We start from the raw sequence: 25,757 nt of genomic DNA, 5'->3' as shown, positions 1-25,757 counted from the left end.
AGATTTTGCCATCACGACGGCTTCGCAGCCGAACGGGATCAAGTGCTTTATCCGTCCGTGGACCGGCTCACCGCTTCCCACGCCTCGATTTCACGCGTCATCGCCTCCAGCCGCTCGCGCACCAGCTGCAGCGCATCGCTACCGAGCAACAGGTGCGCAGGTGGCGCCTCACTGTCAATCAACGTCAGCATGGCTCGGGCGGCTTTCACCGGATCGCCCAACTGTTTGCCGCTCTTGTTCTGCCGCGCGCTACGGATCGGGTCGAAAGTGGCATCGTATTCGGCAATGCTGCGTTCGGATCGGCGCATTGAACGCCCGGCCCAATCAGTGCGAAACGATCCCGGTGCAACGGCCGTGACTGCGATGCCGAATGGCTTGAGTTCCTTGCTCAAGGTGTCGGAAATCCCCTCCAGTGCAAATTTGCTCCCGCAGTAATAGGCAATGCCAGGCATCGTGATGAAACCGCCCATGGACGTGATGTTGATGATGTGCCCTGCCCGGCGCTGGCGAAAAAAGGGCACGAAAGCCTTGGTCACCGCCACCGCGCCGAACACATTCACCTCAAACTGCTGGCGCATTTCTTCAAGGGCCGACTCTTCGAAAATACCTTCGTGACCATAGCCAGCGTTATTGACCAATACATGCACCGGGCCGAGGCTGGCTTCGACCTCGGCCACCACCGCGTCGATCCGCGCGAAGTCAGTGACATCCAGGCATCGACCGAAAGCCTGTTTCGAGGCATGCGCCTCGAACTCAACCCGCGCCGATTCGCTGCGCACAGTGCCGATCACCCGATGCCCCGCCGCAAGTGCCTCGTTGGCCAACGCCTTGCCGAAACCGCTGCTGACGCCGGTGATGAAGAGGGTCTTTTTTGTACTCATGTTCACATTCCACCCAGGTAGTGCTGCCGCACAGCGCGACAGTCAGGCTCGACACCATGTTAGAAGTGCGCACGCGCTGACTGAACGCTCATTGCTGTGAGTTATTTGCCTAATCCTATGGATTGATTGCTTTACACAGACGGCAGGGCCACATTCAAGCCCAATGAACACGCAGCAGGACCGAACCGTGAGCCCATCAGCCGTAGATCAAAACGATTGCCAGCAACGGATGATCGACCTGCTCAGCCGACTCGCTCCGGACGAAGGCTACAACCTCACCGCGCTGGCGGATGTGCGTTTGCTGCGCTCAAATTGTCCGCTGCATCGCACCCCGGTGCTTTACGATCCGGGCATCGTCATCGTCTGCCAGGGGCGCAAACGCGGCTATTGGGGGGAAACGACCTACCTCTACGATGCCCGGCATTATCTGGCGGTGACCGTGCCGGTGCCCTTCACCATGGAAACCGACGCCAGCGAGGACGAACCGCTGCTGGCGATCTATCTGCATCTGGACTTCAACCTCGTCGCCGAACTGATGTTGCAACTCGACGACCAACCGTCGGCCGCGCCCCAAGGCATGTTCGCCTCGCCCATGGAACCGCGCCTGAGCCAATCGGTCCTGAGGCTGCTGGAGGCGCTTGACTCGCCGCTGGACAGTCGCCTGCTCGGACCGGCGCTGGTGCGGGAGGTTTATTACCGGATTCTTACCGGCGCTCAGGGCGGTTCGATGCGCGCCGCCCTCAGCGCCAAAGGCCGATTTGGCCGTATATCCCTGGCCCTGCGAAAAATCCACGCCAGCCTCGGCGAACGGTTGGAGGTGGAAGACCTGGCCAGGGAGGCCAACATGAGCGTGCCGACCTTCCACGCGCATTTCAAAGCGATCACCCACACTTCGCCGATGCGGTACCTGAAGACCACGCGCCTGCATCAGGCCCGCCTGTTGATGGCGCGCAACGGCTGCAGCGTCGCGTCGGCCGCTTCGCAAGTCGGCTATGAAAGCGGTTCGCAGTTCAGTCGCGAATTCAAAAGGCTGTTCGGTCGTACGCCCACCGATGAGGTGACGCGAATGAAAGGCTCGTTCGCCCTGCCGCCTCTGGAGAACGCGCAGTTTGTGTCCTCCCATTGAGCGCCTCGATCTGCAGATCGTTGCAATGTCTGGACATGCACAAGCTGTACATCCATACAGATAAAGATTGCTCCATCGCTCATCAGCCGCCATTCTGTGCACCTTCCGGCAGCTGATGAACGATGGTGGTTATGCGGTTGTACCTCTGTGAAAAACCTTCCCAGGCCAAAGACATTGCGGCCGTGCTCGGCGCTCGGCGTCGCGGCGACGGCTGCTGGCTGGGAACGGACGTCACGGTAACCTGGTGCATCGGCCATCTGCTGGAAACCGCGCCGCCGGATGCCTACGACGCACGTTACAAGCGCTGGGTGTTGGCGGATCTGCCGATCATTCCGGACAAATGGAAAATGACCGTCAAACCGCGCACCGCCAGTCAATACAAGGCCGTCAAACGCTTGCTTGGCGAGGCTGATGAGCTGGTGATCGCCACCGATGCCGACCGTGAGGGCGAAATGATCGCCCGGGAACTGGTGGAGCATTGCCGTTATCGCGGGCCGATCCAGCGATTGTGGCTGTCGGCGCTGGACGATGCGTCGATCCGCAAGGCGTTGGCTGCACTGAAACCGGGAGCGGAGACGTTCAGTCTCTATCATTCGGCATTGGGCCGTTCACGGGCCGACTGGCTGATCGGGATGAACATGAGCCGGTTGTTCACGCTGCTGGGGCGCCAGTCCGGCTACCAGGGCGTGTTGCCGGTCGGTCGGGTGCAAACGCCGACCCTGCGGCTGGTCGTGGATCGCGACCGCAGCATTGCCGATTTCGTCCCCGTGGCTTATTGGGCCATCGACGTGCAGCTGCTGCACGATGGCACCGCGTTCACCGCACAGTGGCGCGCGGCCTCCGACGCTTGCGACGATCAGGATCGCTGCCTCGACCAGGCGCTCGCGCAACAAGCGGCGGCGGCGATTGGCAATGCGGCGAGTGCCCGGGTGATCAAGCTGCGTACCGAGCGGATGCGAGAAGTGGCGCCGCTGCCGTTCGATCTGGGCACCTTGCAGGAAGTCTGCTCGAAGAAGCTTGGCCTCGGCGCCCAGGAAACGCTCGACATCGCCCAGGCGCTTTACGAAACCCACAAGGTCATTACCTATCCGCGCAGTGATTGCGGCTACCTGCCTGTCAGTCAACACAGCGAAGCGCCAGGTATTCTGGCAGCGTTGAGGCAGGCTGATCCGGCCCTCAACGCCTTGCAGGACTACCTGGAACCCCAGCGCCGCTCACGGGCGTGGGACGATGCGAAAGTCAGCGCTCACCACGGCATCATCCCCACTGCCGCGGCAAAAAACCTTGATCGGCTGGCGGGCAAGCAGCGTGCGGTCTATACCCTGATCCGTGCACGTTATCTGGCGCAGTTTCTGCCCAGTCATGAATACGACCGGACCCAGGCCGACTTCGACTGCGCCGGTCAAGCCTTGCGCGCCGTCGGCAAGCAGATCATCGAGCCTGGCTGGAAACGCGCCCTGCCCGAGGCCCTCGCCCCGGCCAAGGGCCGCGAAGCGCCAGCGCCACAAACCTTGCCGACATTGGCCGAAGGACGTGAGTGCACGGTGGCCGAGGTGAAGCTCAAGGACCTCTGGACCCAGCCGCCCAAACCCTTCACCGAAGGTGACTTGATCAAAGCGATGAAGAACGTCGCCAAACTGGTGGAAGACCCACTGCTCAAGCAGAAACTCAAGGACACCACCGGCATCGGCACCGAAGCCACCCGCGCCTCGATCATCCAGGGCCTGCTCGACCGCGGTTACCTGATCAAGAACGGGAAGGCACTGGCCGCGACGCCGGCCGCCTTCAGCCTGATCGACGCGGTGCCACGTGCCATTGCCGATCCGGGCACCACGGCGATCTGGGAACAGGCGCTGGACATGGTGCAAAGCGGCGAAATGAGCCTGGAAGAGTTCGTCACCAAACAAGCCGCGTGGATGAGCAAGCAGGTGGCCCGCTGCGCCGGCCTCAGCCTGACCATCAGCGGCCCGGCAAGCCCGGCCGGGCGCGGTGGCGCGCCATGGAAAAACAAACGCAAACCGGCCAAGCGCAAACCCGCGACTGCTGGCACGCGCGCAGCAAAACCGGCGAGCAAGGCGTGATCGGGCAATGGTCTACTGTTCATCAGATCCGCTGACATCAGGAGCGAGCCCGCATGCCCTCGATTGAACTGCACGCCGCACAGCGCGATGAACTGGAAACCATTGAAAACCTGATGCAGTTCTACCTGCACGACTTCAGTGAATGGCTGCCGCTGAAACTCGGCGCGAATGGTTTCTTCAACCTCCAGGACCAACAGGATTACTGGCGAAACCCTGCCACCCGCCCCTTTTTGATCAAGGTCGATGGGGAACTGGCCGGTTTCGTGACCGTGGATGACCGCACCCATCTTCCCGGCGCCGAGCACAACATCGGCTACCTGTTCGTCAGCCGCCGCTTTCGTGGCCAAGGTGTCGCGACGTTTGTCGCATCCACCCTCTTGAGCCAGCTCCCCGGTCAATGGCAGATTTTCCACATCGACGCCAATCAGCCCGCGCGTTTGTTCTGGGCGAGTGTGATTGACGATCTCACCGGCGGCACGTACACACGGCATCAGCAGCCGGTAGACGATTTCCCCTGCACCTTTTATCGCTTCCAAAGCTCACCGCTATCGTCCTGAGTGACGTTCTCCAGTTCCGCTTTCTCATTCCAAACAGCTTTGTCCGACAATATGTAGTGCTTGAAAATAATCACTACAAAACCGTTGACGCCTCCGATTTGCCCTTGCATGATGCAGACATCTCCCCGATCGGGAGTACGGCAACATGTTTGAGCAAGCTCGTCTGACCGCCGAGCTGTTTTTCCCGGATACACGCTGCCCACAAGGCAGATTGAAGAAGCTGACCTGGCCCGAACGTCCAGTACAAGGACGAGAAGCGCTGGCGATCAATCCTCATGAAGCTTGTGGCCGACCCTGAAAACGTCGGTAGTGGCCCGAAGGTTATCGCTGCTTCTCTTCGTTGTGACGCTATTGCGTAGCAGTTATTCAACACGACTACATGCAACAGACGCGGGACCCCGTCATTTCGGCGGCCGACCGCTGACGTCCTGGTTTCGGTGCCAGGGATCAACTAACCGATGGGCTACCTGTATTAGCGAATCAACTTTGAAAGATCACCAAATGGTCAAGGGGCTTTATATGAATCTGAACAATCAACCCACCATCGATGAACTGGCTCGTATGTTCGCTGCGCAAAAAGACAGCCATGACAGCCATATCCTGTGGATCAGCAAATCGGGCCAGGTGCATATCGACTGCCTGTCGCCGCATGCCCATGAAGCCGAGTTCGACCAGAACAACCAGAATCTGCTGGCCCGATTGAAGATGTACCGTCGCGGTCAGGGCTATGTCGGCAAAAAAGCCGCAGCCGACAAAGACTTCATCGGTAATGTTCTGCAAACGCTGAAACAGGCCTGGGCCTCGATGCAGAACCAGAATGAAGTTCGGGTGATTGACCGGTTCTACTGATAATTCAACGCAATAAAAAGGCCCCGCTCGAATGATGATCGAGCGGGGCTTTTTGTTTGTCTCCACTGTGCCAAACAAAGCTATCGTTAAAGGTATCCGCTGTTGGTCCCTGGAGACTTGCGATGAAAAACAACCTGAAATTCCTGCTGTTGCTGCTGATGACGAGCGCTGTTCAGGCAAACAGCGTCAACGGAGTCCCGTCATTCGCAGTGGAGTGCCCTGGCAAGATCCTCGTCCAGGCGGATCAGGACGGGCCGGTGATGATCAACGGCAAGGAAGCCGAAACCAAAGCCATCAATGATCGCCGCTTCGAAGCCAAGAGCTCCGGCATCACACTGTCCATCGTCCTGGCCGATGACGATTCGGTGGTCGTGTCTTCCACCGGCAAGGCGCCCAATGGAGTGTGCCAGTCAGTCGATGACTGACGTCGACGACTCGGCTTTCCCAGAACCAACTCCATAACGGCAATTCCTTCACGTTATGCAGCGTCCGTTTGCCCGCCTCCAACGCCACCAGCCCCCACCTCGCACACCCGATGCAGGCCTCGCCCGCGTCAGTCGGCCTGACCGTGCGCGAGGTGCGATCGAACAGGCTACCCCCCAGTGTTTCCTCCAGTCGGCGAATCTGTTGCGACAAGGTTGGCTGTGACACGTGCAGTGCCGCGGCAGCACGGGTGAAACCGCCGCAGGATTGAACCTATAGGCAGGACTTATGCGCAGCATTGCATATCGGTCTTGGACGCTATGAATCAACCAGCAGAAGATGGCTTCACACCCAAGCAACACCACGCCGACAGGAGATACCCGATGCAACAGTCCCACGCTTACAACGACCCGAGTCTGGCCCTGACCACGTCGATCCTCGACGCCAAGGCACGCAAAAACCTGTCCTGGCAGGACCTGACCGACGGCACCGGCCTTGGCCTCGCCTACGTCACCGCCGCCCTGCTCGGTCAACATCCATTGCCGGAAGCCGCGGCCAAAGTGATCGGCGAAAAACTCGACCTGGACGCCGACGCTGTGGCCCGCCTGCAGATCATCCCGCTGCGCGGCAGCCTTTCGGGTGTCCCGACCGACCCGACCATCTACCGCTTCTACGAGATGATCCAGATTTACGGCACCACCCTGAAAGCCTTGGTTCATGAACAATTCGGCGACGGCATCATCAGCGCGATCAACTTCAAGCTCGACATGAAGAAAGTCGATGACCCGGAAGGTGGCTCTCGCGCCGTGATCACCCTCGACGGCAAGTTCCTGCCACTGCGTCCTTTCTAAGTGGATACCGGCCCGCACACAGGTGCGGGCCAAACCCGAATCACGCATGAGGACATTGTTATGAAAACGCTCATTGAAGGTTTTCTGAAATTCCAGAAGGAAGCCTTTCCGCAACGCACCGACCTGTTCAAACACCTGGCCACCACGCAACACCCCGGTACGTTGTTTATCACTTGCTCCGACAGTCGTGTCGTGCCGGAATTGCTGACCCAGCAAGAACCCGGCGAACTGTTCGTAATCCGTAACGCCGGCAACATTGTGCCCTCCTACAGCCCGCATCCAGGCGGTGTATCGGCCACGGTCGAATACGCGGTCGCCGTGCTGGGCGTCACCGACATCGTGATCTGTGGCCATTCGGACTGCGGCGCCATGACCGCCGTCGCCTCGTGCAAATGCATGGACCACCTGCCCGCCGTCAGCGGCTGGTTGCAACACGCCGAGTCGGCGAAAGTGATCAATGAATCGCGCCCTCACGCCAATGACGCGGCGAAGGTGAGTTCGATGGTGCGGGAGAATGTGATCGCTCAACTGGCCAACATCCAGACCCACCCGAGCGTGCGACTGGCTCAGGAAAAAGGCCTGCTGAACCTGCATGGCTGGGTCTACGACATTGAAACCGGTTCGATCGATGCGCTGGATGCCCACAGCCGCACGTTCGTGTCGCTGGTCGAACACCCGACTACCTGCGCGGTGCACGGCAAAGCGATGGAAGCGGCTTGATCCAGGTCGGCAGCCGATGCAGCGCGCCCGGTTCACGGGAGCGCTGCATCCAGTTTCATTTGTCGTCAGGCTTGCCTGACGCTGGTGACCGGATCTCCGGGCTGTCCTCGGCGCTTGGCGGTGTTGGAACGCTTCCGGGCGTGAACACGTGAGTCAGCAATTCCCTGGCATCGATTTCATTGACGCCATTCACCGTGCGGGCCAGCGCAACGACCTGCTCACATTGTTTATGGGTGTTGACGCGACCACTTAACACCACCGTTCCTGCAAGTGTTTTGACATGGACTTGCAGACTAAGGGCAGGATCGGCCAGCGCCAGGGCCGACTTCACCCGAGCGGTCAGCCACGCGTCATGCGCGATTATTCCCAATTGATGAGAGTAATGCTCCAAGGAATGATGTTTCATGGCGAACCCTCTTTCGAAACGCAGACGCAGACACCTAAATTATAGTGCGGCCTGCGTCTGTGGTCGGGGTTCTCAGCGTTTGACCGACAGATCCACCTGCGTCATGCGACTGCGAATCGTGAACACACCATCCCCCGAGAGAATCGCGCTGCGGGCAAACAGGCGGCCGCTCTCCCAGTTCGAAAGCCCCAGCTCCGGCTTGTTCAGCGCGTATTGTCCGTCGACCCAGCGAGTGATGCCGTTGCCGACAAAAGGCGCGTTGACCGCATTGTAGAAACGCTCATGGGCCTCGGCATCTTCACTGATCAACGACACGGTGAACTGCGGGCTGTAGCGGTTGAACAAGGCGATGGCGCTGTCCAGGTCGTCGACGATCTTCAGGCTGACTTCCGGGGTTTCTTCCCACTCCCACTCGCGGCCCAACTGGTCCTCGGGCAGCGGCTCGGCCAATGCTTCAGTTTGATAACCTTCAGCGCGGCAGACGTCGACCTTCGCGGTCCTCCAATCGTAAGGCAGGTACGTCTCGCTGCCCTCGACGATGTGCAACTTGCAGCCCTCGTCCCGAGCGGCGCCAGCCTGTTTCAAGGCCTGCAGAAACAGCGGCACCAGTTCGGCGGCGCGGTCGCGGTGGATCAGGCAGACGTTCAGGGTGTTGCAGACCTTGCGGTCCAGGGAATTGCGCACGACGGCGGCAAAACGCTGGGCGTCGGCCTCCTTGTCGGCGATCAGCCAGGCGCCACCGGTGCCATGCAGACTGACGGCCGTGCCGGCCTGCTGCGCGATGCTGCCCAATTGGCTGACGGCACGCCCCGAACCACGGGCCACCGCGAGCGACAGGCGTCGGTCGGCGAACATCGCCCAACCGGCGGCGTGATTGACACTTTCCACCAGCGACACCGCACCCACCGGCAAACCGGCGTCGCTCAACGCCGGGTTCAACGCGTGGGTGACGATGGCTTTCGCCGTGCCCAAGGCGTCGCTGCCAATGCGCAGCACCGCGGTGTTGCCAGTACGCAACACGCCAGCGGCGTCGGCGAAGACATTCGGCCGTCCTTCGAAGACGAAGGCGACGATACCCAGCGGCGAAACCACCTGCTCGACTTTCCAGCCGTCATGCTCGACGCAACTGATCACTTTGCCACGCGTGGCTGACGCATCGCGCCAGGCCCTGAGGCCCGCGATCATGTCGCGGCGCATGCGTTCATCGGCCAGCAACCGCGTGGTCGAGCGTCCACGAGACTTGGCCCACTCGATGTCGGCGAGGTTGGCCGCCTCGATCAAGTCCCAGCAGCCCTGATCTTCAAGGCGCCGGGCAAAGAAATCAAAGAACTCACTGATCGCCTGGTCCGACACGGCGGACATTGCCGTAAACGCCGTTTCGGCCCGCTCGATCGCTACCGCCGCCGCTTTCTGGTCCGCGACGGGAATCAGCAGCAACTCGCCGCTGACCTGCTCCACCAGCAGGTGGTCCCCGGGCTGAAAGCGCAAGGCCAGTTCGGGGCTGACCACGGTGACGCGGTTACCAGCGAAAGGAATTGGCGTGCCAGCGATTAGACGTTCGAGCGCAAGAGACATGAAGCGGTTTCACCATGCAAGGGGCGGCTGGAAAATGTATAGCAAAACGCCGGAAGCGTCATTAACCCCGCCCGCTCGAATTTCTCAAAACACCGACCAGCCAATTCGCTGGCTCAGCAGTTCCAGTGCGGCCATGCCCGCGAGCGAGTTGCCGGCCGTGTTCAGTTCCGGCGACCAGACGCACACCGTGAACTGCCCCGGCACCACGGCGACGATCCCGCCGCCCACGCCGCTCTTGCCAGGCAGGCCGACACGATAGGCGAAGTTGCCCGCCTCGTCGTAGAGGCCGCTGGTGGCCATGATCGAGTTGACTTGCTGGGTCTGGCGGGCGCTGAGGATCTGTTCGCCGCTGTGTTTGCAGAAACCGTCGTTGGCCAGGAAGCAGAACGCCCGGGCCAGGTCCACGCAGTTCATGCGCAGGGCACAATGGCTGAAATAGCTGCGCAATACCGCTTCGACATCGTTATGAAAGTTACCGAAGGATTGCATCAGGTAGGCCATGGCGGCGTTGCGCGCACGGTGCTGGTATTCGGACTCGGCGACCTTGCCGTCCACCATCACCTGCGGGTTGCCCGACAAACGCCGGACGAAATCGCGCATCGATAACGCCGGGGCGGCAAAACGCGACTGGTTGATGTCGCAGATCACCAGCGCACCAGCGTTGATGAACGGATTGCGCGGGCGTCCGCGCTCGAACTCCAGTTGCACCAGCGAGTTGAACGGCTGGCCGGAAGGTTCGTGGCCCAGGCGCTGCCAGATGGCTTCGCCGGAATGATCGATGGCCTGCACCAGGCTGAACACCTTGGAAATGCTCTGCACTGAGAACGGTGTATGGGCGTCACCGGCACAAAACAGTTCGCCGTCGTTGCCATACACGGCAATGCCCAACTGGTTGGCCGGCACGGTGCCGAGGGCGGGAATGTAGTCAGCCACCTTGCCCTGACCAATCAGGGGACGAACTGCGTCAAGGATCTCGTTCAACAGCGCTTGCATGCCGGGTTCCGAAGTCTTGCCCCATGGGATTGCGGGGACACTGACGCTAGACGCTGGCGGTCAGCAACGAATCACAGATTGCCTGAGCACAATCTCATAAACACCACTGCTCCCCGTGGGGGCTTGCTCGCGCCCACAGGGGATTTGCATTGCCTGTGTATCAGCATGTATACAGCCCCGTTTTTGACACACCCCGTCCATAAAACCCCGCACCCGCGACACATCGCAGATACACCCGATTGATGAAATGTGCCTGTCGATTGGCTCAGCCGATCAAAGCGCTCAACTCACTCAATGCTATGGGGTATCACCATGTTCAAGCTCTCGACTTCTTCCCTGACCCTCGGCCTGATCGTTGCGGGCGGCCTGGCCCTGTCCAACGTCGCGTCGGCTTCCGAGTCCGAAGCGTTCAGCATGAAACAGCTGGCCCACGGCTACAGCCAGGTCCAGGCCGACACCGCGGAAAAACCGGCTGAAGGCAAATGCGGCGAAGGCAAGTGCGGCGCCAGCGAGTAACCCCTGCGCAGGGCCGTCGGGCCCCGCATCCCTGACTGAACGGAGACCAAGTCCATGAACGCTGCAATCTCGTCGGCCGTAAAAGGCCTGCACCTGAACCTTGACCGTGCCGGTAGCTGGCTCGCCCCTCTGACCTTGCGGTTGTTCATCGCCTGGGAATTCTTCGAGTCGGGCCTGGAAAAGTGGAACGGCGAAAACTGGTTCGCCGACATTCAGGACCGCTTCCCGTTTCCCTTCGACCATGTGCCGGCCACGCTGAACTGGGAACTGTCGATGTGGGCCGAACTGATCTGCGCCCTCGCCATCCTTGTCGGACTGGGTACGCGGATTTCCGCCATTGTGTTGATCGTGGTGACTGTCGTTGCGACCGCTGCCGTTCACTGGCCAGCCGATTGGTCTACATTGAGTGAGCTTGCCCAGGGTTACTCCATCAGCAACAAGGGGTACGGCAACTTCAAATTGCCGCTGATCTACCTCGCCGCCCTGATGCCACTGTTGCTCTCGGGTGCCGGCAAACTCAGCCTCGATGCGTTGCTGGCCCGATTCTTCTGGCGTCGCAACAATCGCTGAAATGTTAATGTGGCAAGCTGTACCTCCCACCTCACTTGCGTAGACAGGAGCCACCATGAGCGTGACCACCCAATGGATCGAGATCGACAGCGCCGAAGGTAAATTCGGCGCCTACCTGGCCATTCCGCATACCCGGAAAGGCCCTGGGATCGTGCTGATCCAAGAGATCTTCGGCGTCAACGAACACATTCGCTCCGTCGCCGAACAGTACGCCGCCGACGGCTACCTGGTGATCGCGCCGGACCTGTTCTGGCGCAGCGGCCACCGTATCGAACTGACCTACGATGAAGCCGGCTGGAAACGTGCGATCGAGTTGATGAACGCCACCGACGTCGACAAGGCGCAGAAGGACATCGAACTGGCCATCGACGCCCTGAAAGCCCAGCCGGGCCTGGACGGCGGGATCGCTTCCATCGGCTACTGCTTTGGCGGCCTGCTCTCGTACCACACCGCCGCCAACGGGCTGGTGGACGTGGCCATTGCCTATTACGGCGGCGGCATCCAGAACCAACTGGACCGGGCCGACGAAATCGAAGTGCCGCTGCTGATGCACTTCGGTGAACAGGACAGCCACATTCCGCTGGAAGCCGTCGAGAAAATCGCCGAGCGCTTCGACAACAACGATAACGTGGAAATCGTCGTGTACCCGGAAGCCGAACATGGCTTCAACTGCTCGCACCGTGACAGCTACAACCAGCGTGCAGCGGCCGAGGCCCATGGCAATACGCTGATCTTTTTGGGTATGGAACTGTAAGGCCCACACCCGCGAAAAAGGCACCTTCATACGACGATGAAGGTGCCTTTTTTTTTGCAACGATGGCTACAGGCTCACTTCTTCCGTTTGGGCAGCCACCACCAGCTGCGGTTGAGCGTTACGTTCATGCACATGGCGATGGGGCGTGCGGTCGATGTTAAGGCTCAGAATTTCCGGTCGGCTGTAGTGACCGCGGCCATCCATCTGGCGTTTACGGATTTCGATCTGGAACAAGTCGATGTCAGCGATGACTTCGCCTTCACCTTCGGTCAGTGCGCCGACAACCTCACCTTGCGGATCGATGATCGCGGTGTAGCAGCCGCCGGAGATCGGACCGATCTCGCAACCGGTGTCAGCCATGATTTGCGCCTGCTGTTCCGGGTACAACCAGGCCGTCGAGTTCACCACGAAGCACGCCGATTCCAGCGCGTGCATGCGGATGCTGACCTCCATCTGGCGAGTGAACAGCGGGCCGGCAAATGAACCGGGGTACATCGAGGCGTGAATCTGTTCACCGTCTTCGATCAAGGCGTAACGCGCCAGCGGGTTGTAATGCTCCCAGCAAGCCAGTTGGCCGATGCGGCCGACGGCGCTGTCGGTGGCCCGCAGGCCGGAGCCGTCGCCCATGCCCCAGATCATCCGTTCGTGATAGGTCGGCGAAATCTTGCGCCGCGCCTGAATCAGGGTGCCGTCCGCATCGAACAGCAACTGAGTGTTGTAGAGGGTGCTGCCATCGCGTTCATTGACGCCGATGGACACGACCATGTTGGCGTCCTTCGCGGCTTTGCCGATCGCATCGGTAGTCGCGGAAGGGACAACGACGGCCTGGTCCAGCAGTTTGTAGTGCTCGGCGCCCATTTTGAATGGGGCCTGCACGAAGGAAAAATACGGGTAGTACGGCACGATGGTTTCCGGGAAAACGGCGAATTGCACGCCCCTCTCGCCGAGTTCTAGGATTTTGTTGACGACCTTTTCTACAGTGCCTTCACGGCTGTAGAGCACAGGAGCGATCTGAACGGCGGCGGCTTTGACGATGGTCATGACGGCGATCTCGTTGGGGAATGGGTTTCAACGAGGACCAGATTACGGTAATAATATTTTGTCTTGAATGTCGAATACACCACCTTTCAGGACAATCCGTGCCCATTGGATTTTGCGACTGCTGCGCAGCCGAGCGGGACGGTGCGGCGTTCCGACAAGCTCCCTCGCCACAGTAGAGCGCTCGGCCATCGGCCTGGGATCAACTCCGATTGGCACGCTGGATGACTTGCGGTGGTTGGCCGAACGCACGAATAAAAGCCCGGCGCATACGCTCACGATCACCAAAACCGGTCTCTGTCGCCACCACATCGATGGCATGCCGGCCGGTTTCCATCATCAGGCGCGCGGCTTCCACTCGCAGGTTCTCAATAGCCTTGGCCGGTGATTGACCCGTTTCGGCATGAAACACACGACTGAACTGTCGCGGGCTAAGGTTGGCCGCGCTGGCCAGCGCCTCGACCGACAGCTCGGACTTCAGGTTCTGCTTGGCGTAGATCAACGCGGACTGGATGCGGTCAGTCTTGGGCTCGAGTTCGAGCATCACCGAAAACTGCGACTGCCCGCCCGCGCGCCGGTGATACACCACCAATTGCCGGGCCACGCGCCGCGCCACGTCGGCGCCCAGATCCTTTTCAACCAGCGCCAGCGCCAAATCGACGCACGCGCTCATGCCCGCCGCGGTCCAGACGTTACCGTCGTTGATGAAAATCCGGTCTTCTTCCACCCTCACTTTCGGGTACGCCCGCTGCAATGCCGGCGCATGACACCAGTGCGTGGTCGCACGCCGGCCATCGAGCAGGCCGGCTTCGGCCAATGCGATGGCCCCGGTGCAAATGGACCCCAGGCGTCGAGAGGTCCGACTGGCGCTGCGCAAAAACTCCACCATGCCGGGCGAGACCGGACGGATCAGGTTGTCGCCCATCACCAGCAGCGTGTCGAAGGGGCCATGGTGGAACGCCGTGGTCTCCACGCCGAAACCCGCCGAGGTCCGCACGGTACCGCCGTGCTCGGACAGCAAGGTGATGTCGTACATCGGAGTGTCGACGGCACCGTTGGCCATTTCGAAAGCCGCACACATGGCCAGGCCCAGCACCTGGAAACCGGGGTAAACGATGAGGCCGATGTTGTGCACGGTGGCAGACTCCTTTGACCTTAAAGGTGGCATGACGGGTTTCCGGTCAGCCGAGTCTGCACTGTACTCCTGAATCAGTCGCTAGTGCCTGGTCATCAACCCGTGCAGCACACCGAACCGCAAGCCTGGCTCGGAAGGTGTCATGTGCGAGACGCCAAAGACTTTGAACGCCGCCAGCATCAGCACCAGTCCGCCCGGCAGGATGCTCAGGCGATGACTCTGCAGACCGGCCAGCCTGAGCTGTTCGACGTGCCCTGCTTCCAGCAGGCGCAACGAAAGACGCAACAGGCCGCTGTAGGTGATTCCGCTGTGGCCATCGTCGTTCAAACCGTTGGCCTTGAGGACTTTGGCCAGCATGCGTGCGGTGCCTGAAGAACCGATGACCTGCTGCCAGCCCAGCGTGCGATAACGGCGCGCGACGCGTTCGAACTGCAGAGTCGCGACACGCTCGGCCTCCAGCAGTGCCGGGGCCGAGATGCGGCCGCCTTGAAAATAGCGCGCGCCAAAGGTGCCGCTGCCGATGGCGATGCTCTCGGTCAACAGCGGTTGAGCGCCCTGCCCCAGAATCAATTCCGTGGAACCGCCGCCGATATCGATGACCAGTCGCTTGCGCTCGGTGCCGGGCACCGTATGGGCCACGCCGGCGTACACCAGCCGGGCTTCTTCATGCCCGGAAATCACATCAATACGAAAACCCAGGTGCCTTTCCGCGCTGGCCAGAAACAGCTGCGCATTGTCAGCTTCGCGCACCGCACTGGTGGCCACCGCCCGCACACGACCGGGCTCGAAGCCACGCAATTTTTTGCCAAATCGCGCGAGCGCCTGCCATCCACGATCCAGCGCCATTTCGTCCAGCGCGCCACCCTGAAACCCCTCCGCCAACCGAACGGGCTCACGCAGGGTCTTCACTTCCTGGATCACCAGTTGCTGGTTCCGCCTGACCGACTGGCCGATCATCAAACGAAACGCGTTGGAGCCCAGGTCAATGGCCGCAAACAGGGAGGCGTCTCCTTTCATTGAGGTATTCCTTGCGCAATTCATCTGTCAGCAGAAGCCGCTCCGCTGAACACTCAAGACGGTTTGCAAGGATGTTGACATGGGTTCGATGACACCCAGATGACACGCTCCGGGGCGAACGAAAAACTCTCCTATTTCGCATCGCCATCATGGGGCTTGTAGAAGCGGAACAATCCGATATCCGCCGTTTTGATGTACTCCTTGGCCCAATCCGGTTTCACGGTGCGGTCGTGGAAGTACAAGGCTCCGCTTGTGCGATCCGGCAGCTGTTTATTCAGCGCCTTGCGCGCGATTTCCTTGGCGAGTGCGTAAGGCACCTCTTCCTGGACCGAATCGGAGCGGCCGTCACACCACCAGGAAAACTGGCAGCTTTTGGTTTCGGAGCCCTGCTTGACCACACCGCACACGGTGTCCGGAAAACCTTTGTGACCCAGGCGATTCATGACGACGTTGGCGACCGCTTCCATGTCGACAGCGTCCTTGCCTTTGGCTTCCCAATAGATGGAACGGGCCAGGCAAGTGATCGCATCGTCCAGCGGCGCTACGCCTGCGGGATCCACGGCCTGGACCTCGGACTGGGTAATGGCTTCGGATTTTGGGGCCGGCGCGGGGCTGGGGTTATCCGCCGCTTTTTGCTCCAGTACCTCGGCCTTGTTCTCGGCCGCTTGCTGTTTTTGCTCCTGATCCGTGGCGAAAGCCAGGCCGGCAAACAGGGTAATTGCGAGGCAGGTGGCAATCCAATGGAAGCGCATCGTCGAAAGACTCGGTTGGCGGTTTCGGATAAGTGTAGTAGTGAAATGACAGCAATCACCTCCCCGGCATTTTGGAAAAATCCATTGCCTGCAGGGGGGCCACTTCGCGCATCATGGGCGCAGTCAGATCCAAGGGAGATTTCCATGCGTGTCCTGTCATCCGCTTTGCGTCTTGCCACGTTGTCGTTGGGCTTGCTGTTCGCCGCGAAGGCGCTGGCGGCTGACGAGAAACAACTGATCGATTCGATCAACGACTACCGCAGCCAGGTGCAGCGTTGCGCGGGTGAGGTATCGGCGGAACTGCCGCCGCTGGCGGGTGATCCACGGCTCGCGTTGTCCGCCACCAGCGTCGTCAATCTGCAACAGGCCATGGTCGCCGCGAATTATCCGATGAAGAATGTGCAGGCGATCAGCCTGTCCGGGCCGCGTGATGCGGCATCAGCGATGAAAGCGATCCAGGAGAGCTTTTGCCAGATCGTGCTGGACCCGCAATTCGTCGACATTGGTGTGAGCCGCCAGGACCGTGAATGGCGCATTGTGCTGGCCCGTCCACTGTTGAGCGCACGGCTGAGCGACTGGCAGGCCGAAGGCCAGAAATTGCTGGCCGAGCTCAATGTCGCACGCGGTCGGCCGCGCCAGTGCGGCACGCAGTCCTTCGCTGCCGCCACGCCGCTGACCTGGAACGCTATCCTGGCAACGGCGGCCGAGACCCATTCGCGGTCGATGGCCAACAACAACTATTTCGATCACAAGGACCGCGATGGCCGCACGCCCGGTGATCGGGCAGAGCTGGCGGGTTACAGCGGCCAGCAGATCGGCGAGAACATCGCCGCCGGACAAGACGCCGTGCGCAAGGTAGTCGATGGCTGGGTCGCCAGCCCCGGACATTGCGCCAACCTGATGAACCCGCAATTCCAGGAGTTGGGTGCGGCGTATGCGGTGGACCCGAAAAGTGATTCGGGAATTTACTGGACGGCGATGTTCGGTACGCCGTAAGGCACCTCCCATACAAACGCAAAAACCCGGAGTGGGTGTGGCGTCGACGCTATGTAGCCGATGCCCACCCTGCACAGCAGTTCGACCGTATTTGTTGAAGCAGGCCGGTTTCACCAGGCAACCGGTCCCCTCCCGGAATTCGTCATAGAGCCCATCGATCACCCGGTCATAAATAGTGATTGGACGCCCCCTCAAGTTGCTCTTAGCCTGCGGCTCACACATCCGTTAATGACGGAATACCCATTAGAAGTGCGACCCGAATCGCCAAGCGAGGCTGTCATGTCAGAGCGAGTCTTGATCGATGGGTTCTCCCGGCGTGTGGACTATCTGCGAATGTCTGTCACGGATCGCTGTGATTTCCGATGCGTGTACTGCATGGCCGAAGACATGCAGTTTCTGCCACGCCAACGGATCCTGACCCTGGAAGAAATCTACGAAGTCGCTGAAAGCTTCGTGGCGCTGGGAACGCGCAAAATCCGCCTGACCGGCGGCGAGCCGCTGATTCGCCCGGGCGTGGTGCAACTGTGCCAACGCATCGCCGCCCTGCCCGGCCTGCGCGAATTGTGCATGACCACCAACGGTTCTCAGTTGAGCAAACTGGCCAAGCCGTTGTTCGACGCCGGGGTCAAGCGACTGAACATCAGCCTCGACTGCCTGGACCCGCAGCGCTTTCGCGAACTGACGCGCACCGGCGACCTGGCGCAGGTCATCAAGGGCATCGACGCCGCCAATGCAGCCGGGTTTCGCAACACCAAGCTCAACTGCGTGGTCATGAAGGGTCGCAACGATCACGAGATCAACGACCTGGTGAGTTTCGCCATCGACCGCCAGCTCGATATTTCATTCATCGAAGAAATGCCCTTGGGCACCATCCATGAGCACAGCCGCGCGGAATCGTTTTATTCCAGCGCCCAGGTCCGTGAACGGATTGCCGAACGCTACACGTTGATTGACTCCGCCGAGTCGACCCAAGGCCCTTCCCGCTACTGGCGCCTGGCCGAGGCGCCGCAGATCCGACTGGGGTTCATTTCTCCTCACAGCAACAACTTTTGCGGCACCTGCAACCGGGTGCGGCTGACCGTCGAAGGTCGACTGCTGCTGTGCCTGGGCAACGAGCATTCCGTCGATCTCAAGGCCGTGTTGCGCGCCCATCCAGGCCAGCCCGAGCGCCTGGAGAACGCTATTATCGAGGCGATGAAGCTCAAGCCCTATCGGCACAATTTTGAAGTGAACGATGATGTTCAGGTGGTTCGCTTCATGAACATGACCGGCGGCTGAAGACCATGATTGTCAGGCCCAAACCCAATCTGATCGGCGTGCTGACTTCACTCAAGGGTTCGATCGCCAAACGCATTGCCTGGCGCAGCCTGATGGTGACATTGCTCGCCTCGGCCATCGTGCTGATCGAAACCCTGCACCCCAGTTACTTCTCCAAGGTCAGTGCAACGCCGTTCACCCTGCTGGGCTTGTCGTTGTCGATCTTCATGAGCTTTCGCAACAACGCCTGGGCCATTGTCAGCTACACGTTTTTCGGTCTGGACGCGATTGGCGATGAGCTGGAAGACCCGCTCGGTCGCGACGAAAATGACCTGCCCACCGATGCCTTGGTGCGTATCATCGAACGTGAAGTGCTGTCGGCGCTGGGGGTGACGCAACTTCCTCCGGTTCTGGAGCCCGTTGATTTTGTGCTTGAGTGATCGAGACGGGGCGACTTGGCCATCGTCAGCAGTCGGGCGATGGCTTCCGCCACGGACATCAGCGCAGACCATCTACGACATGTGCAAAGCGGTAGACCGAGGCTCGATCAGGCCGTAGGAGACTTAGACGAGATCGCCTTTTTTCCGCCAGTCACTGGCGGCTGAGAATGGTGGGCGTTGCGTCGTTTTCAGTCCTGCGCCTGAACCACCTCGATTCCCAGTTTCCGATAATCCCCAACATCGCCCGACGCCACATGACGCTCGGTGATCAGCGTATGAATGCGGTTGCATGGCGCGACCACGAACGGTTCCACCGCGCCCAGTTTGTCCGCTGTGGTGACGGCGATCACTTGCGAAGCACTGTCAATCAGCGCCTGCTTCACCGGCACCTCGTCGAAATGCAGTGAGCTGATGCCGACTTCCGGATGAATCGCGCAGACCCCGGTGAACAGCACGTCGGCCTTGATGCCCTGCAGCAGGCGCACGGTCTCGTGACCACTGACCGACATCGTCGCCAGGTTGAGTTGTCCGCCGGCCAGAATCACTTTGATGCCTTTGTATTCGGCGAGGATAATCGCGGTCATCGGCGAGGTCGTGATCGCCGTGATAGAAATGTCCGTCGGCAACGAACGCGCGATCTGCAGCGTGGTGGAGCCGGAATCGAACATCACGATCTGGCCATTCTCCACCCGGTCCGCGGCGAGCTGCGCCAGGCGGGTTTTCACCTCATCGGTTTCGCTGACACGGGTGAAATAATCCTTGCCCGTGTCCTTGGGCCGAGGCAGCGCCCCACCGTGTACGCGCTGCACCAGACCGGCCGTGGCCAGTTCCGACAGATCGCGGCGGATGGTGTCTTCGGAGACTGCGAAATGCTGGCTCAACTCGGAGGCCATGACCTTGCCGTCACGCTCGAGGATCAGGAGGATTTTTTGCCGGCGCAGCTGGGGAAGTTCGGCCGCCGAATGATCGTGCATGTTTTCGCCTGAATTTGCGGGTTTGTGCGAGATTAGCTAAACCCAGGCGCAAACACAATCGGCGCGGCGATGGGCAACCGTCAGTTACTCGCGACTTGAGCCACAGTGCCCGAACTCACCAGTGCCGCCAGGGAGGCATCGAACTGTTTCAGGGCGCTCACTTGCAGCTCGGTTTGCTGGTCGATCTGCGCGGCGATTTCCGGCGCTGCCTTGCCCTGCACCCACACCGAAGGCATTTGCTGTGCGCGAGCGCCTTCGGCCTTGCCAATGTATTGCAGGTTCGAGTCGTAGAATTTCGCCATGAAACGCGCTTCAACCTGATTGTTGCGCTTCGACACCAGACGGCTGTAAGTGTCCAGCATCACCACCACGTCCGGGTGCGCTTGCACCAGTGCGTCAAGGTTGTCGTAGACGGTCACCGAGGCAAATTTTTTGTGCAACGAACCCATCAGCCAGTTGATTGCCAATTTCGGATCGGAGCTTTTCACGAAGGCATTGCTGATACGCGAATCCAGCGCCGGGTTCTTCGCGCCGTTCAGCGCAACCGAGTGGTACTGCTCAAGGTATTCGAGGGTGTTGACGGTGTTTTCGCTGTAGAGCACACCCACCGTTTGGGCAGGCTTCAGGCTGGCGGCGCTGTCGGCGACCGGCAAGAAATGGCAGGTCTGTTCAGCGGCATAGGCCGGTGCGGTGGCGGCAACGCTGCCGGTCAATACAGCGACAAGGGCCAGCCAGGTAGAGATTCTCATCGCGCAGATTCCTTCGGAGGCGAATTCGGTATGTAGCTATCCTCCTCCGTTGCCGGAAAAACAGAACTTGCGTTTATTGATGGTGGTTATTGATTAAACGAATGGTTGGGCGTGGTGGCCCGGCTGGCTTGCCAGCTCCCACAGGGGACTTTTGGCGGGCATGAGCAGGGGGTTCGCCGCCGATGACCTCACGGAATCAGGCCGGCTATCAGGCCGCCTCGCTTTGGCCTTTGATCTTGATCTGCCCCGTCGGAAGGCCGAGCGCAGGTTCTGCGCAGTGGGCAACCCGGCATGGATGCCGGGTTAGCCGCCCCCGGCCATGGATGGCCGATGGCGGCGGGCCCACGGAGCAGGACCGGAGCGAGGGCATGCCGAGCTTTAGCGAGGCACCGTACGTCAGGGGCGCAAGCGCTTGGTTACTTGGCGCTCTTCCAAGTAACCCGCCGTAAGGGCGGAACCATTAGTGGCCGTCACCGCAGCAATGGATATTCACCCAGTCCCAATCCCAATCCCAATCTCTATTCAAGCCACCCGCTCAACCGCATCCACACTGGCTTTCTTCTTCCCCCTGTTCCACCGCATCAAGACAATCCGAACCACCTTGTTCCACACATAACCAACCCCGACACCACCAACGAGAGCGACGACAACCGACAACGCCGGCACATCAACAATGTGACGCGCCAGGGACTGAAACTGAAAATGCGTCAAATAGATATACAGCGTTGATGCGGCAATTAACGCCAGGCCCCGCGCAATGAAGCCAGGCACAGGAATGGACTTGACCCAGATCACCACGAGCACGGCAGGCAAAGCGATATCGACATATCCGTTTATGTCCATGTTGTGCGGTCCATAGATGAGCAGAAGATCCTGCCCGCCCAGCACAATGACGGCCACCGCACTGACGATCCATTTCTTGATGCTCGAGTTGGCATAATGGATGGCCATTCCGAGCACCATGATCGCCAGATAGTGTTGCGGCACTCTGTCATAGAGTTCGGCAGCATCAAACAAATAGGCACTGATCAGAACATCCGCCACGGCCAATACGCAGGCCGCAATGACCAGATTCTGAAACGGATTTGACATGATCATTTTTCTGACTCGCTCGAACGACAGGGCGAATCCAATGATCAGGATCATTTGCAGAAGAACTTCGACATACCAATAGGTGAAGGTGCCTACAACACGTTCTGGAAACCAGTTCGAAACGAGCAATACCGTTTGCCAATGAACCCTGTCGAAAACTATTTGAATCAAGATGGCGTACAGGATGGTGGGTATCGCGATACTGACAATGGACTTTAAAAGTGTACGCGCATTACCGCGCTCATTGATCGCTTGAAGTTGAAACCTGGCCAGGCTGATGCCCGACACGATAAACAACACCTTCGTCTCGCCTGCAAGCGGGAATTTTGAAAAAATATCAAGATGCTCGATAACAATAAGCAAAATGGACATGACACGCAGAAGAACAGGAACCTCCATTGCCCGAAGTGAAAACCGGGAAGACCGGGTTTTATGGGTCAGCTCACACAATTCACGCACCGGTATCATTTCCCACTGATCCGGGAGATGGCCAATCAGCGCTTCAAGTGCCATGGAAGCCTGTACAAACGAGAGCGAATCCCCACCCAGTTCGACGAACGACAAATTTGAATCAATACGCGGGACTTCGAGTATTTCCGACCAGGCGGCTACCAGCTGGAGCGCCAGCGGTGACAGGTTCTGGCTCGAATTGATCGACGTCGCGTCCGTATCAATCGAGGGTAATGCGCGCCTATCTATCTTTCCGTTCGGCGTCAGTGGAATAGCGTCCAGGAAGACGAACAACGCCGGGACCATATAGTCGGGGAGCTCCTTGCCGACATGGTCACGCAATTCAACCGATGTAACCGGCGTAGTCGCAACGCAGTAGGCAACCAGCCGGGCGAGCGACGTGTCATGGTTGGCAAGCACGACACACTGCTTGATTCGGGGATGCCGTGACAGCGCGCCTTCGATTTCAGTCAGTTCGATTCGATGGCCGCGAATCTTGACCTGACTGTCACCTCGCCCCAGGAAGCTGACACTGCCATCGATAAGATAAGTGCCCAGGTCACCGGTTTTATAACAAATATCGTGTTCGTCGTTCGTAAACGGGTTCACCACAAACTTTTCTCTGGTTTGCGATGTGTCATTCCAGTAACCCAACGACAAATAAGGGCTGCGTATCAGAATCTCACCCACTTCGCCTTCGCTGACCAACTGATTTGACTCATTGACCACCAGCAGTTGCGCACCTTCAATCCCCTTGCCCAGCGGAATTTTCAGACGGTCGATTTCAGGATCTAGATGATGGTACGCCATGGCCTGCGGCGTTTCTGTCGTGCCGTAGAAGTTCACGCTGACGGCACCGGGCGCAATAACGAGAATTTGTTTGTACAGCGTCTGGCTTAATGCATCTCCGCCCCAGAACAGATATCGCAGGGCATTGAATTCAAGTTTTTTAAGTTTCGCGCCCGTTTCAATCAATTTTCCCAACGGGGGCGTCAGATGAATAATCGAAACGCCATTTTCCTGTATCCACGTAGCCAAAGCTGAAGGATCAATGACAATTGACTGCGATGGAACCACAACTTTCGCGCCAATGGAGAGCGGCGTAAAAACATCCCGGTACACCGGGTCATGCCCCAGACCGGACAGCAGGGAAAAGCAATCGTCTTTGGTTAATGAATGACGCCGGGCATGCCATTCAATGAAGTGAACCAAAGGCGCGTGATGAGTCACGATTCCTTTCGGCTCACCCGTGCTGCCGGAGGTGAAGGTGACATAGGCCGGATCGGCCGGATTGACTTCAGGCAGGCTTGTTTGATCACAGGCGAAGGCTTGCAGTGCAAGGGCGGGACTTTCCGGAATGTGAACGACCCGCGTACTTGTCTCAAGGCATTCAAGCCTGAGTTCGTCAGGCGCCTCGCCGCACACCAGCACAAAGGAAGGCTCCAGCGCCTTGATGATTTGCCCTACACGCGCTGGCGGATAGGCGACGTCGGCCACCGTGAACATCAATCCGGCCCGCGACGCTCCGAGCATGGCGTAGACCAGCCCCGCACAACGACTCGAAACAATAACAACCCGGTCGGATTGTTTTGCGCCCTCCCTGATCAGCAAGGACGCCATGCCCCGGCTTATTTCTTCAAGTTGTCGATAGCTGCACGTCGCGTCTTGAGAGATGACAGCGATGGCATCGGGCGAACGCCTCGCCTGCTGCAAGAAGTCCATGAATATTGGGCGTTCGGCACAGTATTCCAGCCTTAACGTTGGGTTTGGGCGAATATCGTGCATTTAATCCTTATGCTCCGCATGATCTATACGAGGTTGACGCCGTGCTCATAAGATCCTGAGTAAGAAGATTCAGAATCGGTGGCCGAGCAAAAACATGTAGCGTAGTTGCAGTTCAGAACGAATGCCTAAACGTTAGTGCAGAGTGACCGGTGTTGCCGATAATTTCAAAGTGCTGCGATGCTCTGCCCGGCGTCATCGCAGGATGCCCACGCGAGTCGCTCGACCGGAGCCGAACATCTTCCTCCATGCGTCGGGTCAACGAAGCCATCGATCATTTGCCCAGCGGCAATGCCTGTCGGTCGCCCACCGGCGCATGGAGCGCCATCACCTCGACGACCCAATCGATGAACACGCGCAACTTGAGGCTTATATGCCGGTTCGGTGGAAAAGCCACGTAAAGCGGCATCGTGTCGAGGTGCCAGTCTTCGAACAGCGGCACTAACTCGCCACTCGCCTCGAAGGTTTTGGACATGTACTTGGGCAGCCAAAGAACACCCAACCCTGCCAGGCCGGCCGCGAGGTAGGCATTGCCATCGTCGACGGCCAACACGTAGCGACCTTTGATCTGCAAGCGCTCGCTGTGTTTATGCATCGCATAGGGCAATGGTTTGCCGGTGCGCGCCCACAGAAAACCGACGATCCTATGGTTCGACTCTTCCAACTCTCGCGGATGCAAGGGTGTACCGACGCGAGCCAGATAGCTCGGTGCTGCGAAAACGCCAAGCGACAGATCAGCGACGCGCCGGGCCATCAGCGACTGATCCGTGAGTTCACCGCCGCGCACCACGCAATCGACGTTCTCATCGATCATGTCGACGATGCGATCGCTGACGCCCATGTCGATCTGGATGTCCGGATATCGCGCGTAGAACCCAGGCAATGCCGGCATCAGAATCATGCTCGCCAACGGGCTCGGCACATCGACTCGCAACCGGCCCCGGGGCGATGCCGAGGCGCCGGACAGACTGGTTTCCGCGTCGTCGATGTCGGCCAGCAGTTTGATCACGCGTTCGTAATACACGGCGCCATCGGCGGTGACGTTGACTTTGCGCGTCGTACGGTTGAGCAACTTGACGCGCAACCGCGCTTCCAGTTGCTGCACCAGTTGAGTCACGGTGGTCTTGCTCATGTGCAGGGTCTCTGCAGCCTTGGTGAAACTGCCCGCCTCCACCACACGCGCAAATGCCTGCATCGCGTCAAAACGGTCCATCGCCACCCCTTGTTCCGATCAGATTGTTTGTATTTTCCAAACAGTGATCACCAAGGTTGCTCGTTTATCGCCCCGGCGCAAGTCCTTACAGTCCCTACATCGTTAGTTTCGGGTCGGTTTCGGCCCTTTTGATCGAGGTGGTTTATGACAACGCGTGACGTAGTTTTTCCGAGCGGACGCCAAGCGCTTTATGAGCGCAATCGCTACTCGCCGGCGATTCGCTCCAATGGCTTTCTGTTCGTGTCCGGACAAGTCGGCAGCAAAGAGGATGGATCGCCCGAGCCTGATTTGGAGAATCAGGTCCGGCTTGCCTTCAACAACCTGAACGCGATCCTGGTCGCGGCTGGTTGCACTTTCGACGACGTGATTGATGTCACCGTCTTCATCGTCGATCCCGAATCGACGTTCGAAACGATCTGGAAGATCGTGCCGGAGTTCTGGGGCAACGCGCCGCACCCGACGCTGACCGGGATTGGCGTCACGTGGCTGTATGGTTTCCAGTTCGAGATCAAGGTGATCGCCAGACTTCCGGAATCCGTCCAGGGATGAATGACCGTTGT

Annotated in this window: 27 protein-coding genes and 1 pseudogene; 15 read left to right on the top strand and 13 right to left on the bottom strand. The window is 59.3% G+C overall.

Annotated elements, in window-relative coordinates:
- Positions 1-47: 47 nt before the first annotated feature.
- Positions 48-881 (bottom strand): oxidoreductase, encoded by an 834-nt coding sequence (locus ACM6IQ_RS07765; RefSeq protein ID WP_414878436.1) that lies wholly within the window; start codon positions 879-881, stop codon positions 48-50.
- Between the two features lie 229 nt (positions 882-1,110).
- Here ACM6IQ_RS07765 and ACM6IQ_RS07760 point away from each other — a divergent pair, with 229 nt between their 5' ends.
- The 6 genes from ACM6IQ_RS07760 (at position 1,111) to ACM6IQ_RS07735 (ending at position 5,919) form a co-directional block, all read left to right on the top strand.
- On the top strand, positions 1,111-2,007 hold the full coding sequence (locus ACM6IQ_RS07760; RefSeq protein ID WP_414878480.1) for an AraC family transcriptional regulator N-terminal domain-containing protein: 897 nt from the start codon (positions 1,111-1,113) through the stop codon (positions 2,005-2,007).
- A gap of 131 nt (positions 2,008-2,138) precedes the next feature.
- The gene (locus ACM6IQ_RS07755; protein ID WP_414878435.1) at positions 2,139-4,088 is read left to right on the top strand and encodes a DNA topoisomerase III; all 1,950 of its coding nucleotides are present in this window, start codon (positions 2,139-2,141) and stop codon (positions 4,086-4,088) included.
- A 53-nt stretch (positions 4,089-4,141) separates the two neighbouring features.
- Positions 4,142-4,645, top strand: a complete 504-nt coding sequence (locus tag ACM6IQ_RS07750; RefSeq protein WP_017339502.1) for a GNAT family N-acetyltransferase — start codon at positions 4,142-4,144, stop codon at positions 4,643-4,645.
- Positions 4,646-4,790: 145 nt separating this feature from the next.
- Positions 4,791-4,943 carry a hypothetical protein gene (locus ACM6IQ_RS07745; RefSeq protein WP_007946257.1) on the top strand — a complete coding sequence of 51 codons (153 nt, stop codon included), beginning with the start codon at positions 4,791-4,793 and terminating at the stop codon, positions 4,941-4,943.
- A gap of 221 nt (positions 4,944-5,164) precedes the next feature.
- Positions 5,165-5,494 carry a hypothetical protein gene (locus tag ACM6IQ_RS07740; RefSeq protein ID WP_031319009.1) on the top strand — a complete coding sequence of 110 codons (330 nt, stop codon included), beginning with the start codon at positions 5,165-5,167 and terminating at the stop codon, positions 5,492-5,494.
- Positions 5,495-5,616: 122 nt separating this feature from the next.
- Positions 5,617-5,919, top strand: a complete 303-nt coding sequence (locus ACM6IQ_RS07735; protein ID WP_017339504.1) for a hypothetical protein — start codon at positions 5,617-5,619, stop codon at positions 5,917-5,919.
- A gap of 40 nt (positions 5,920-5,959) precedes the next feature.
- Here ACM6IQ_RS07735 and ACM6IQ_RS07730 read toward each other — a convergent pair.
- Positions 5,960-6,178, bottom strand: a pseudogene (locus tag ACM6IQ_RS07730) (LysR family transcriptional regulator); the annotation flags it as partial.
- 122 nt (positions 6,179-6,300) lie between these two features.
- Here ACM6IQ_RS07730 and cynS point away from each other — a divergent pair.
- Positions 6,301-6,768, top strand: coding sequence for a cyanase (cynS, locus tag ACM6IQ_RS07725; RefSeq protein WP_017339505.1), 468 nt, complete (start codon positions 6,301-6,303; stop codon positions 6,766-6,768).
- A 60-nt stretch (positions 6,769-6,828) separates the two neighbouring features.
- Positions 6,829-7,488: a carbonic anhydrase gene (locus ACM6IQ_RS07720; protein ID WP_017339506.1), complete on the top strand. Its 660-nt coding sequence runs from the start codon at positions 6,829-6,831 to the stop codon at positions 7,486-7,488.
- Between the two features lie 55 nt (positions 7,489-7,543).
- On the opposite strand, the gene ACM6IQ_RS07715 is transcribed toward ACM6IQ_RS07720, so the two are convergent.
- From ACM6IQ_RS07715 to glsB, 3 genes are all read right to left on the bottom strand, one after another.
- The gene (locus tag ACM6IQ_RS07715; RefSeq protein ID WP_414878434.1) at positions 7,544-7,894 is read right to left on the bottom strand and encodes a BON domain-containing protein; all 351 of its coding nucleotides are present in this window, start codon (positions 7,892-7,894) and stop codon (positions 7,544-7,546) included.
- A 72-nt stretch (positions 7,895-7,966) separates the two neighbouring features.
- Positions 7,967-9,469: an aldehyde dehydrogenase family protein gene (locus tag ACM6IQ_RS07710; RefSeq protein WP_414878433.1), complete on the bottom strand. Its 1,503-nt coding sequence runs from the start codon at positions 9,467-9,469 to the stop codon at positions 7,967-7,969.
- Between the two features lie 84 nt (positions 9,470-9,553).
- Positions 9,554-10,462 carry a glutaminase B gene (gene glsB, locus ACM6IQ_RS07705; RefSeq protein WP_414878432.1) on the bottom strand — a complete coding sequence of 303 codons (909 nt, stop codon included), beginning with the start codon at positions 10,460-10,462 and terminating at the stop codon, positions 9,554-9,556.
- A 312-nt stretch (positions 10,463-10,774) separates the two neighbouring features.
- Here glsB and ACM6IQ_RS07700 point away from each other — a divergent pair, with 312 nt between their 5' ends.
- The 3 genes from ACM6IQ_RS07700 to ACM6IQ_RS07690 are packed head-to-tail and all read left to right on the top strand — an operon-like array spanning position 10,775 to position 12,302.
- Positions 10,775-10,978: a hypothetical protein gene (locus ACM6IQ_RS07700; protein ID WP_414878431.1), complete on the top strand. Its 204-nt coding sequence runs from the start codon at positions 10,775-10,777 to the stop codon at positions 10,976-10,978.
- A 54-nt stretch (positions 10,979-11,032) separates the two neighbouring features.
- Positions 11,033-11,548, top strand: coding sequence for a DoxX family protein (locus tag ACM6IQ_RS07695; RefSeq protein ID WP_414878430.1), 516 nt, complete (start codon positions 11,033-11,035; stop codon positions 11,546-11,548).
- A gap of 55 nt (positions 11,549-11,603) precedes the next feature.
- The gene (locus ACM6IQ_RS07690; RefSeq protein ID WP_017339512.1) at positions 11,604-12,302 is read left to right on the top strand and encodes a dienelactone hydrolase family protein; all 699 of its coding nucleotides are present in this window, start codon (positions 11,604-11,606) and stop codon (positions 12,300-12,302) included.
- Positions 12,303-12,368: 66 nt separating this feature from the next.
- On the opposite strand, the gene ACM6IQ_RS07685 is transcribed toward ACM6IQ_RS07690, so the two are convergent.
- From ACM6IQ_RS07685 to ACM6IQ_RS07670, 4 genes are all read right to left on the bottom strand, one after another.
- The gene (locus tag ACM6IQ_RS07685) at positions 12,369-13,343 is read right to left on the bottom strand and encodes a nitrilase-related carbon-nitrogen hydrolase (protein WP_414878429.1); all 975 of its coding nucleotides are present in this window, start codon (positions 13,341-13,343) and stop codon (positions 12,369-12,371) included.
- Between the two features lie 199 nt (positions 13,344-13,542).
- Positions 13,543-14,475 carry a GlxA family transcriptional regulator gene (locus tag ACM6IQ_RS07680; RefSeq protein WP_017339514.1) on the bottom strand — a complete coding sequence of 311 codons (933 nt, stop codon included), beginning with the start codon at positions 14,473-14,475 and terminating at the stop codon, positions 13,543-13,545.
- Positions 14,476-14,556: 81 nt separating this feature from the next.
- Positions 14,557-15,492, bottom strand: a complete 936-nt coding sequence (locus ACM6IQ_RS07675) for a phosphatase (RefSeq protein ID WP_017339515.1) — start codon at positions 15,490-15,492, stop codon at positions 14,557-14,559.
- A 131-nt stretch (positions 15,493-15,623) separates the two neighbouring features.
- Positions 15,624-16,244 (bottom strand): cell wall hydrolase, encoded by a 621-nt coding sequence (locus tag ACM6IQ_RS07670; RefSeq protein WP_017339516.1) that lies wholly within the window; start codon positions 16,242-16,244, stop codon positions 15,624-15,626.
- Between the two features lie 144 nt (positions 16,245-16,388).
- Here ACM6IQ_RS07670 and ACM6IQ_RS07665 point away from each other — a divergent pair, with 144 nt between their 5' ends.
- From ACM6IQ_RS07665 to ACM6IQ_RS07655, 3 genes are all read left to right on the top strand, one after another.
- Entirely contained in the window at positions 16,389-17,240 is an 852-nt protein-coding gene (locus tag ACM6IQ_RS07665) for a CAP domain-containing protein (RefSeq protein WP_017339517.1), read from the top strand.
- Positions 17,241-17,519: 279 nt separating this feature from the next.
- Positions 17,520-18,518, top strand: coding sequence for a GTP 3',8-cyclase MoaA (gene moaA / locus ACM6IQ_RS07660; RefSeq protein ID WP_017339518.1), 999 nt, complete (start codon positions 17,520-17,522; stop codon positions 18,516-18,518).
- 5 nt (positions 18,519-18,523) lie between these two features.
- Entirely contained in the window at positions 18,524-18,937 is a 414-nt protein-coding gene (locus ACM6IQ_RS07655) for a bestrophin family ion channel (protein WP_017339519.1), read from the top strand.
- Positions 18,938-19,125: 188 nt separating this feature from the next.
- On the opposite strand, the gene ACM6IQ_RS07650 is transcribed toward ACM6IQ_RS07655, so the two are convergent.
- The 4 genes from ACM6IQ_RS07650 to ACM6IQ_RS07635 form a co-directional block, all read right to left on the bottom strand.
- Positions 19,126-19,911 carry a DeoR/GlpR family DNA-binding transcription regulator gene (locus ACM6IQ_RS07650; RefSeq protein ID WP_414878428.1) on the bottom strand — a complete coding sequence of 262 codons (786 nt, stop codon included), beginning with the start codon at positions 19,909-19,911 and terminating at the stop codon, positions 19,126-19,128.
- 80 nt (positions 19,912-19,991) lie between these two features.
- Positions 19,992-20,660: an ATPase gene (locus ACM6IQ_RS07645; protein ID WP_414878427.1), complete on the bottom strand. Its 669-nt coding sequence runs from the start codon at positions 20,658-20,660 to the stop codon at positions 19,992-19,994.
- Positions 20,661-21,182: 522 nt separating this feature from the next.
- Positions 21,183-23,987 (bottom strand): amino acid adenylation domain-containing protein, encoded by a 2,805-nt coding sequence (locus ACM6IQ_RS07640; RefSeq protein WP_414878426.1) that lies wholly within the window; start codon positions 23,985-23,987, stop codon positions 21,183-21,185.
- Positions 23,988-24,258: 271 nt separating this feature from the next.
- Complete coding sequence (locus ACM6IQ_RS07635) at positions 24,259-25,197, bottom strand: LysR substrate-binding domain-containing protein (protein ID WP_414878425.1); 939 nt, start codon at positions 25,195-25,197, stop codon at positions 24,259-24,261.
- Between the two features lie 144 nt (positions 25,198-25,341).
- Between ACM6IQ_RS07635 and ACM6IQ_RS07630 the strand changes: the two genes are divergently transcribed.
- Complete coding sequence (locus ACM6IQ_RS07630; protein ID WP_414878424.1) at positions 25,342-25,746, top strand: RidA family protein; 405 nt, start codon at positions 25,342-25,344, stop codon at positions 25,744-25,746.
- The last annotated feature ends 11 nt before the right edge of the window (positions 25,747-25,757 follow it).

The organism is Pseudomonas sp. IT-P100 (assembly GCF_949767185.1).
Taxonomy (GTDB): Bacteria; Pseudomonadota; Gammaproteobacteria; order Pseudomonadales; family Pseudomonadaceae; genus Aquipseudomonas; species Aquipseudomonas fluorescens_B.
Note: the sequence above shows the minus strand (reverse complement) of the source record. Positions and strands in the feature narration are given on the sequence as shown.

Bases quoted from the DNA above. Each gene is read 5' to 3' on its own strand.
- ACM6IQ_RS07690 (WP_017339512.1), top strand. From the start codon at position 11,604: ATGAGCGTGACCACCCAATGGATCGAGATCGACAGCGCCGAAGGTAAA.
- ACM6IQ_RS07755 (WP_414878435.1), top strand. From the start codon at position 2,139: ATGCGGTTGTACCTCTGTGAAAAACCTTCCCAGGCCAAAGACATTGCG.
- ACM6IQ_RS07745 (WP_007946257.1), top strand. From the start codon at position 4,791: ATGTTTGAGCAAGCTCGTCTGACCGCCGAGCTGTTTTTCCCGGATACA.
- ACM6IQ_RS07750 (WP_017339502.1), top strand. From the start codon at position 4,142: ATGCCCTCGATTGAACTGCACGCCGCACAGCGCGATGAACTGGAAACC.
- ACM6IQ_RS07675 (WP_017339515.1), bottom strand. From the start codon at position 15,492: ATGAAAGGAGACGCCTCCCTGTTTGCGGCCATTGACCTGGGCTCCAAC.
- ACM6IQ_RS07695 (WP_414878430.1), top strand. From the start codon at position 11,033: ATGAACGCTGCAATCTCGTCGGCCGTAAAAGGCCTGCACCTGAACCTT.
- ACM6IQ_RS07645 (WP_414878427.1), bottom strand. From the start codon at position 20,660: ATGAGAATCTCTACCTGGCTGGCCCTTGTCGCTGTATTGACCGGCAGC.
- glsB (WP_414878432.1), bottom strand. From the start codon at position 10,462: ATGCAAGCGCTGTTGAACGAGATCCTTGACGCAGTTCGTCCCCTGATT.
- moaA (WP_017339518.1), top strand. From the start codon at position 17,520: ATGTCAGAGCGAGTCTTGATCGATGGGTTCTCCCGGCGTGTGGACTAT.
- ACM6IQ_RS07635 (WP_414878425.1), bottom strand. From the start codon at position 25,197: ATGGACCGTTTTGACGCGATGCAGGCATTTGCGCGTGTGGTGGAGGCG.
- ACM6IQ_RS07740 (WP_031319009.1), top strand. From the start codon at position 5,165: ATGAATCTGAACAATCAACCCACCATCGATGAACTGGCTCGTATGTTC.
- ACM6IQ_RS07655 (WP_017339519.1), top strand. From the start codon at position 18,524: ATGATTGTCAGGCCCAAACCCAATCTGATCGGCGTGCTGACTTCACTC.
- ACM6IQ_RS07700 (WP_414878431.1), top strand. From the start codon at position 10,775: ATGTTCAAGCTCTCGACTTCTTCCCTGACCCTCGGCCTGATCGTTGCG.
- cynS (WP_017339505.1), top strand. From the start codon at position 6,301: ATGCAACAGTCCCACGCTTACAACGACCCGAGTCTGGCCCTGACCACG.
- ACM6IQ_RS07710 (WP_414878433.1), bottom strand. From the start codon at position 9,469: ATGTCTCTTGCGCTCGAACGTCTAATCGCTGGCACGCCAATTCCTTTC.
- ACM6IQ_RS07735 (WP_017339504.1), top strand. From the start codon at position 5,617: ATGAAAAACAACCTGAAATTCCTGCTGTTGCTGCTGATGACGAGCGCT.
- ACM6IQ_RS07630 (WP_414878424.1), top strand. From the start codon at position 25,342: ATGACAACGCGTGACGTAGTTTTTCCGAGCGGACGCCAAGCGCTTTAT.
- ACM6IQ_RS07670 (WP_017339516.1), bottom strand. From the start codon at position 16,244: ATGCGCTTCCATTGGATTGCCACCTGCCTCGCAATTACCCTGTTTGCC.
- ACM6IQ_RS07765 (WP_414878436.1), bottom strand. From the start codon at position 881: ATGAGTACAAAAAAGACCCTCTTCATCACCGGCGTCAGCAGCGGTTTC.
- ACM6IQ_RS07685 (WP_414878429.1), bottom strand. From the start codon at position 13,343: ATGACCATCGTCAAAGCCGCCGCCGTTCAGATCGCTCCTGTGCTCTAC.
- ACM6IQ_RS07720 (WP_017339506.1), top strand. From the start codon at position 6,829: ATGAAAACGCTCATTGAAGGTTTTCTGAAATTCCAGAAGGAAGCCTTT.
- ACM6IQ_RS07640 (WP_414878426.1), bottom strand. From the start codon at position 23,987: ATGCACGATATTCGCCCAAACCCAACGTTAAGGCTGGAATACTGTGCC.
- ACM6IQ_RS07650 (WP_414878428.1), bottom strand. From the start codon at position 19,911: ATGCACGATCATTCGGCGGCCGAACTTCCCCAGCTGCGCCGGCAAAAA.
- ACM6IQ_RS07760 (WP_414878480.1), top strand. From the start codon at position 1,111: ATGATCGACCTGCTCAGCCGACTCGCTCCGGACGAAGGCTACAACCTC.
- ACM6IQ_RS07715 (WP_414878434.1), bottom strand. From the start codon at position 7,894: ATGAAACATCATTCCTTGGAGCATTACTCTCATCAATTGGGAATAATC.
- ACM6IQ_RS07665 (WP_017339517.1), top strand. From the start codon at position 16,389: ATGCGTGTCCTGTCATCCGCTTTGCGTCTTGCCACGTTGTCGTTGGGC.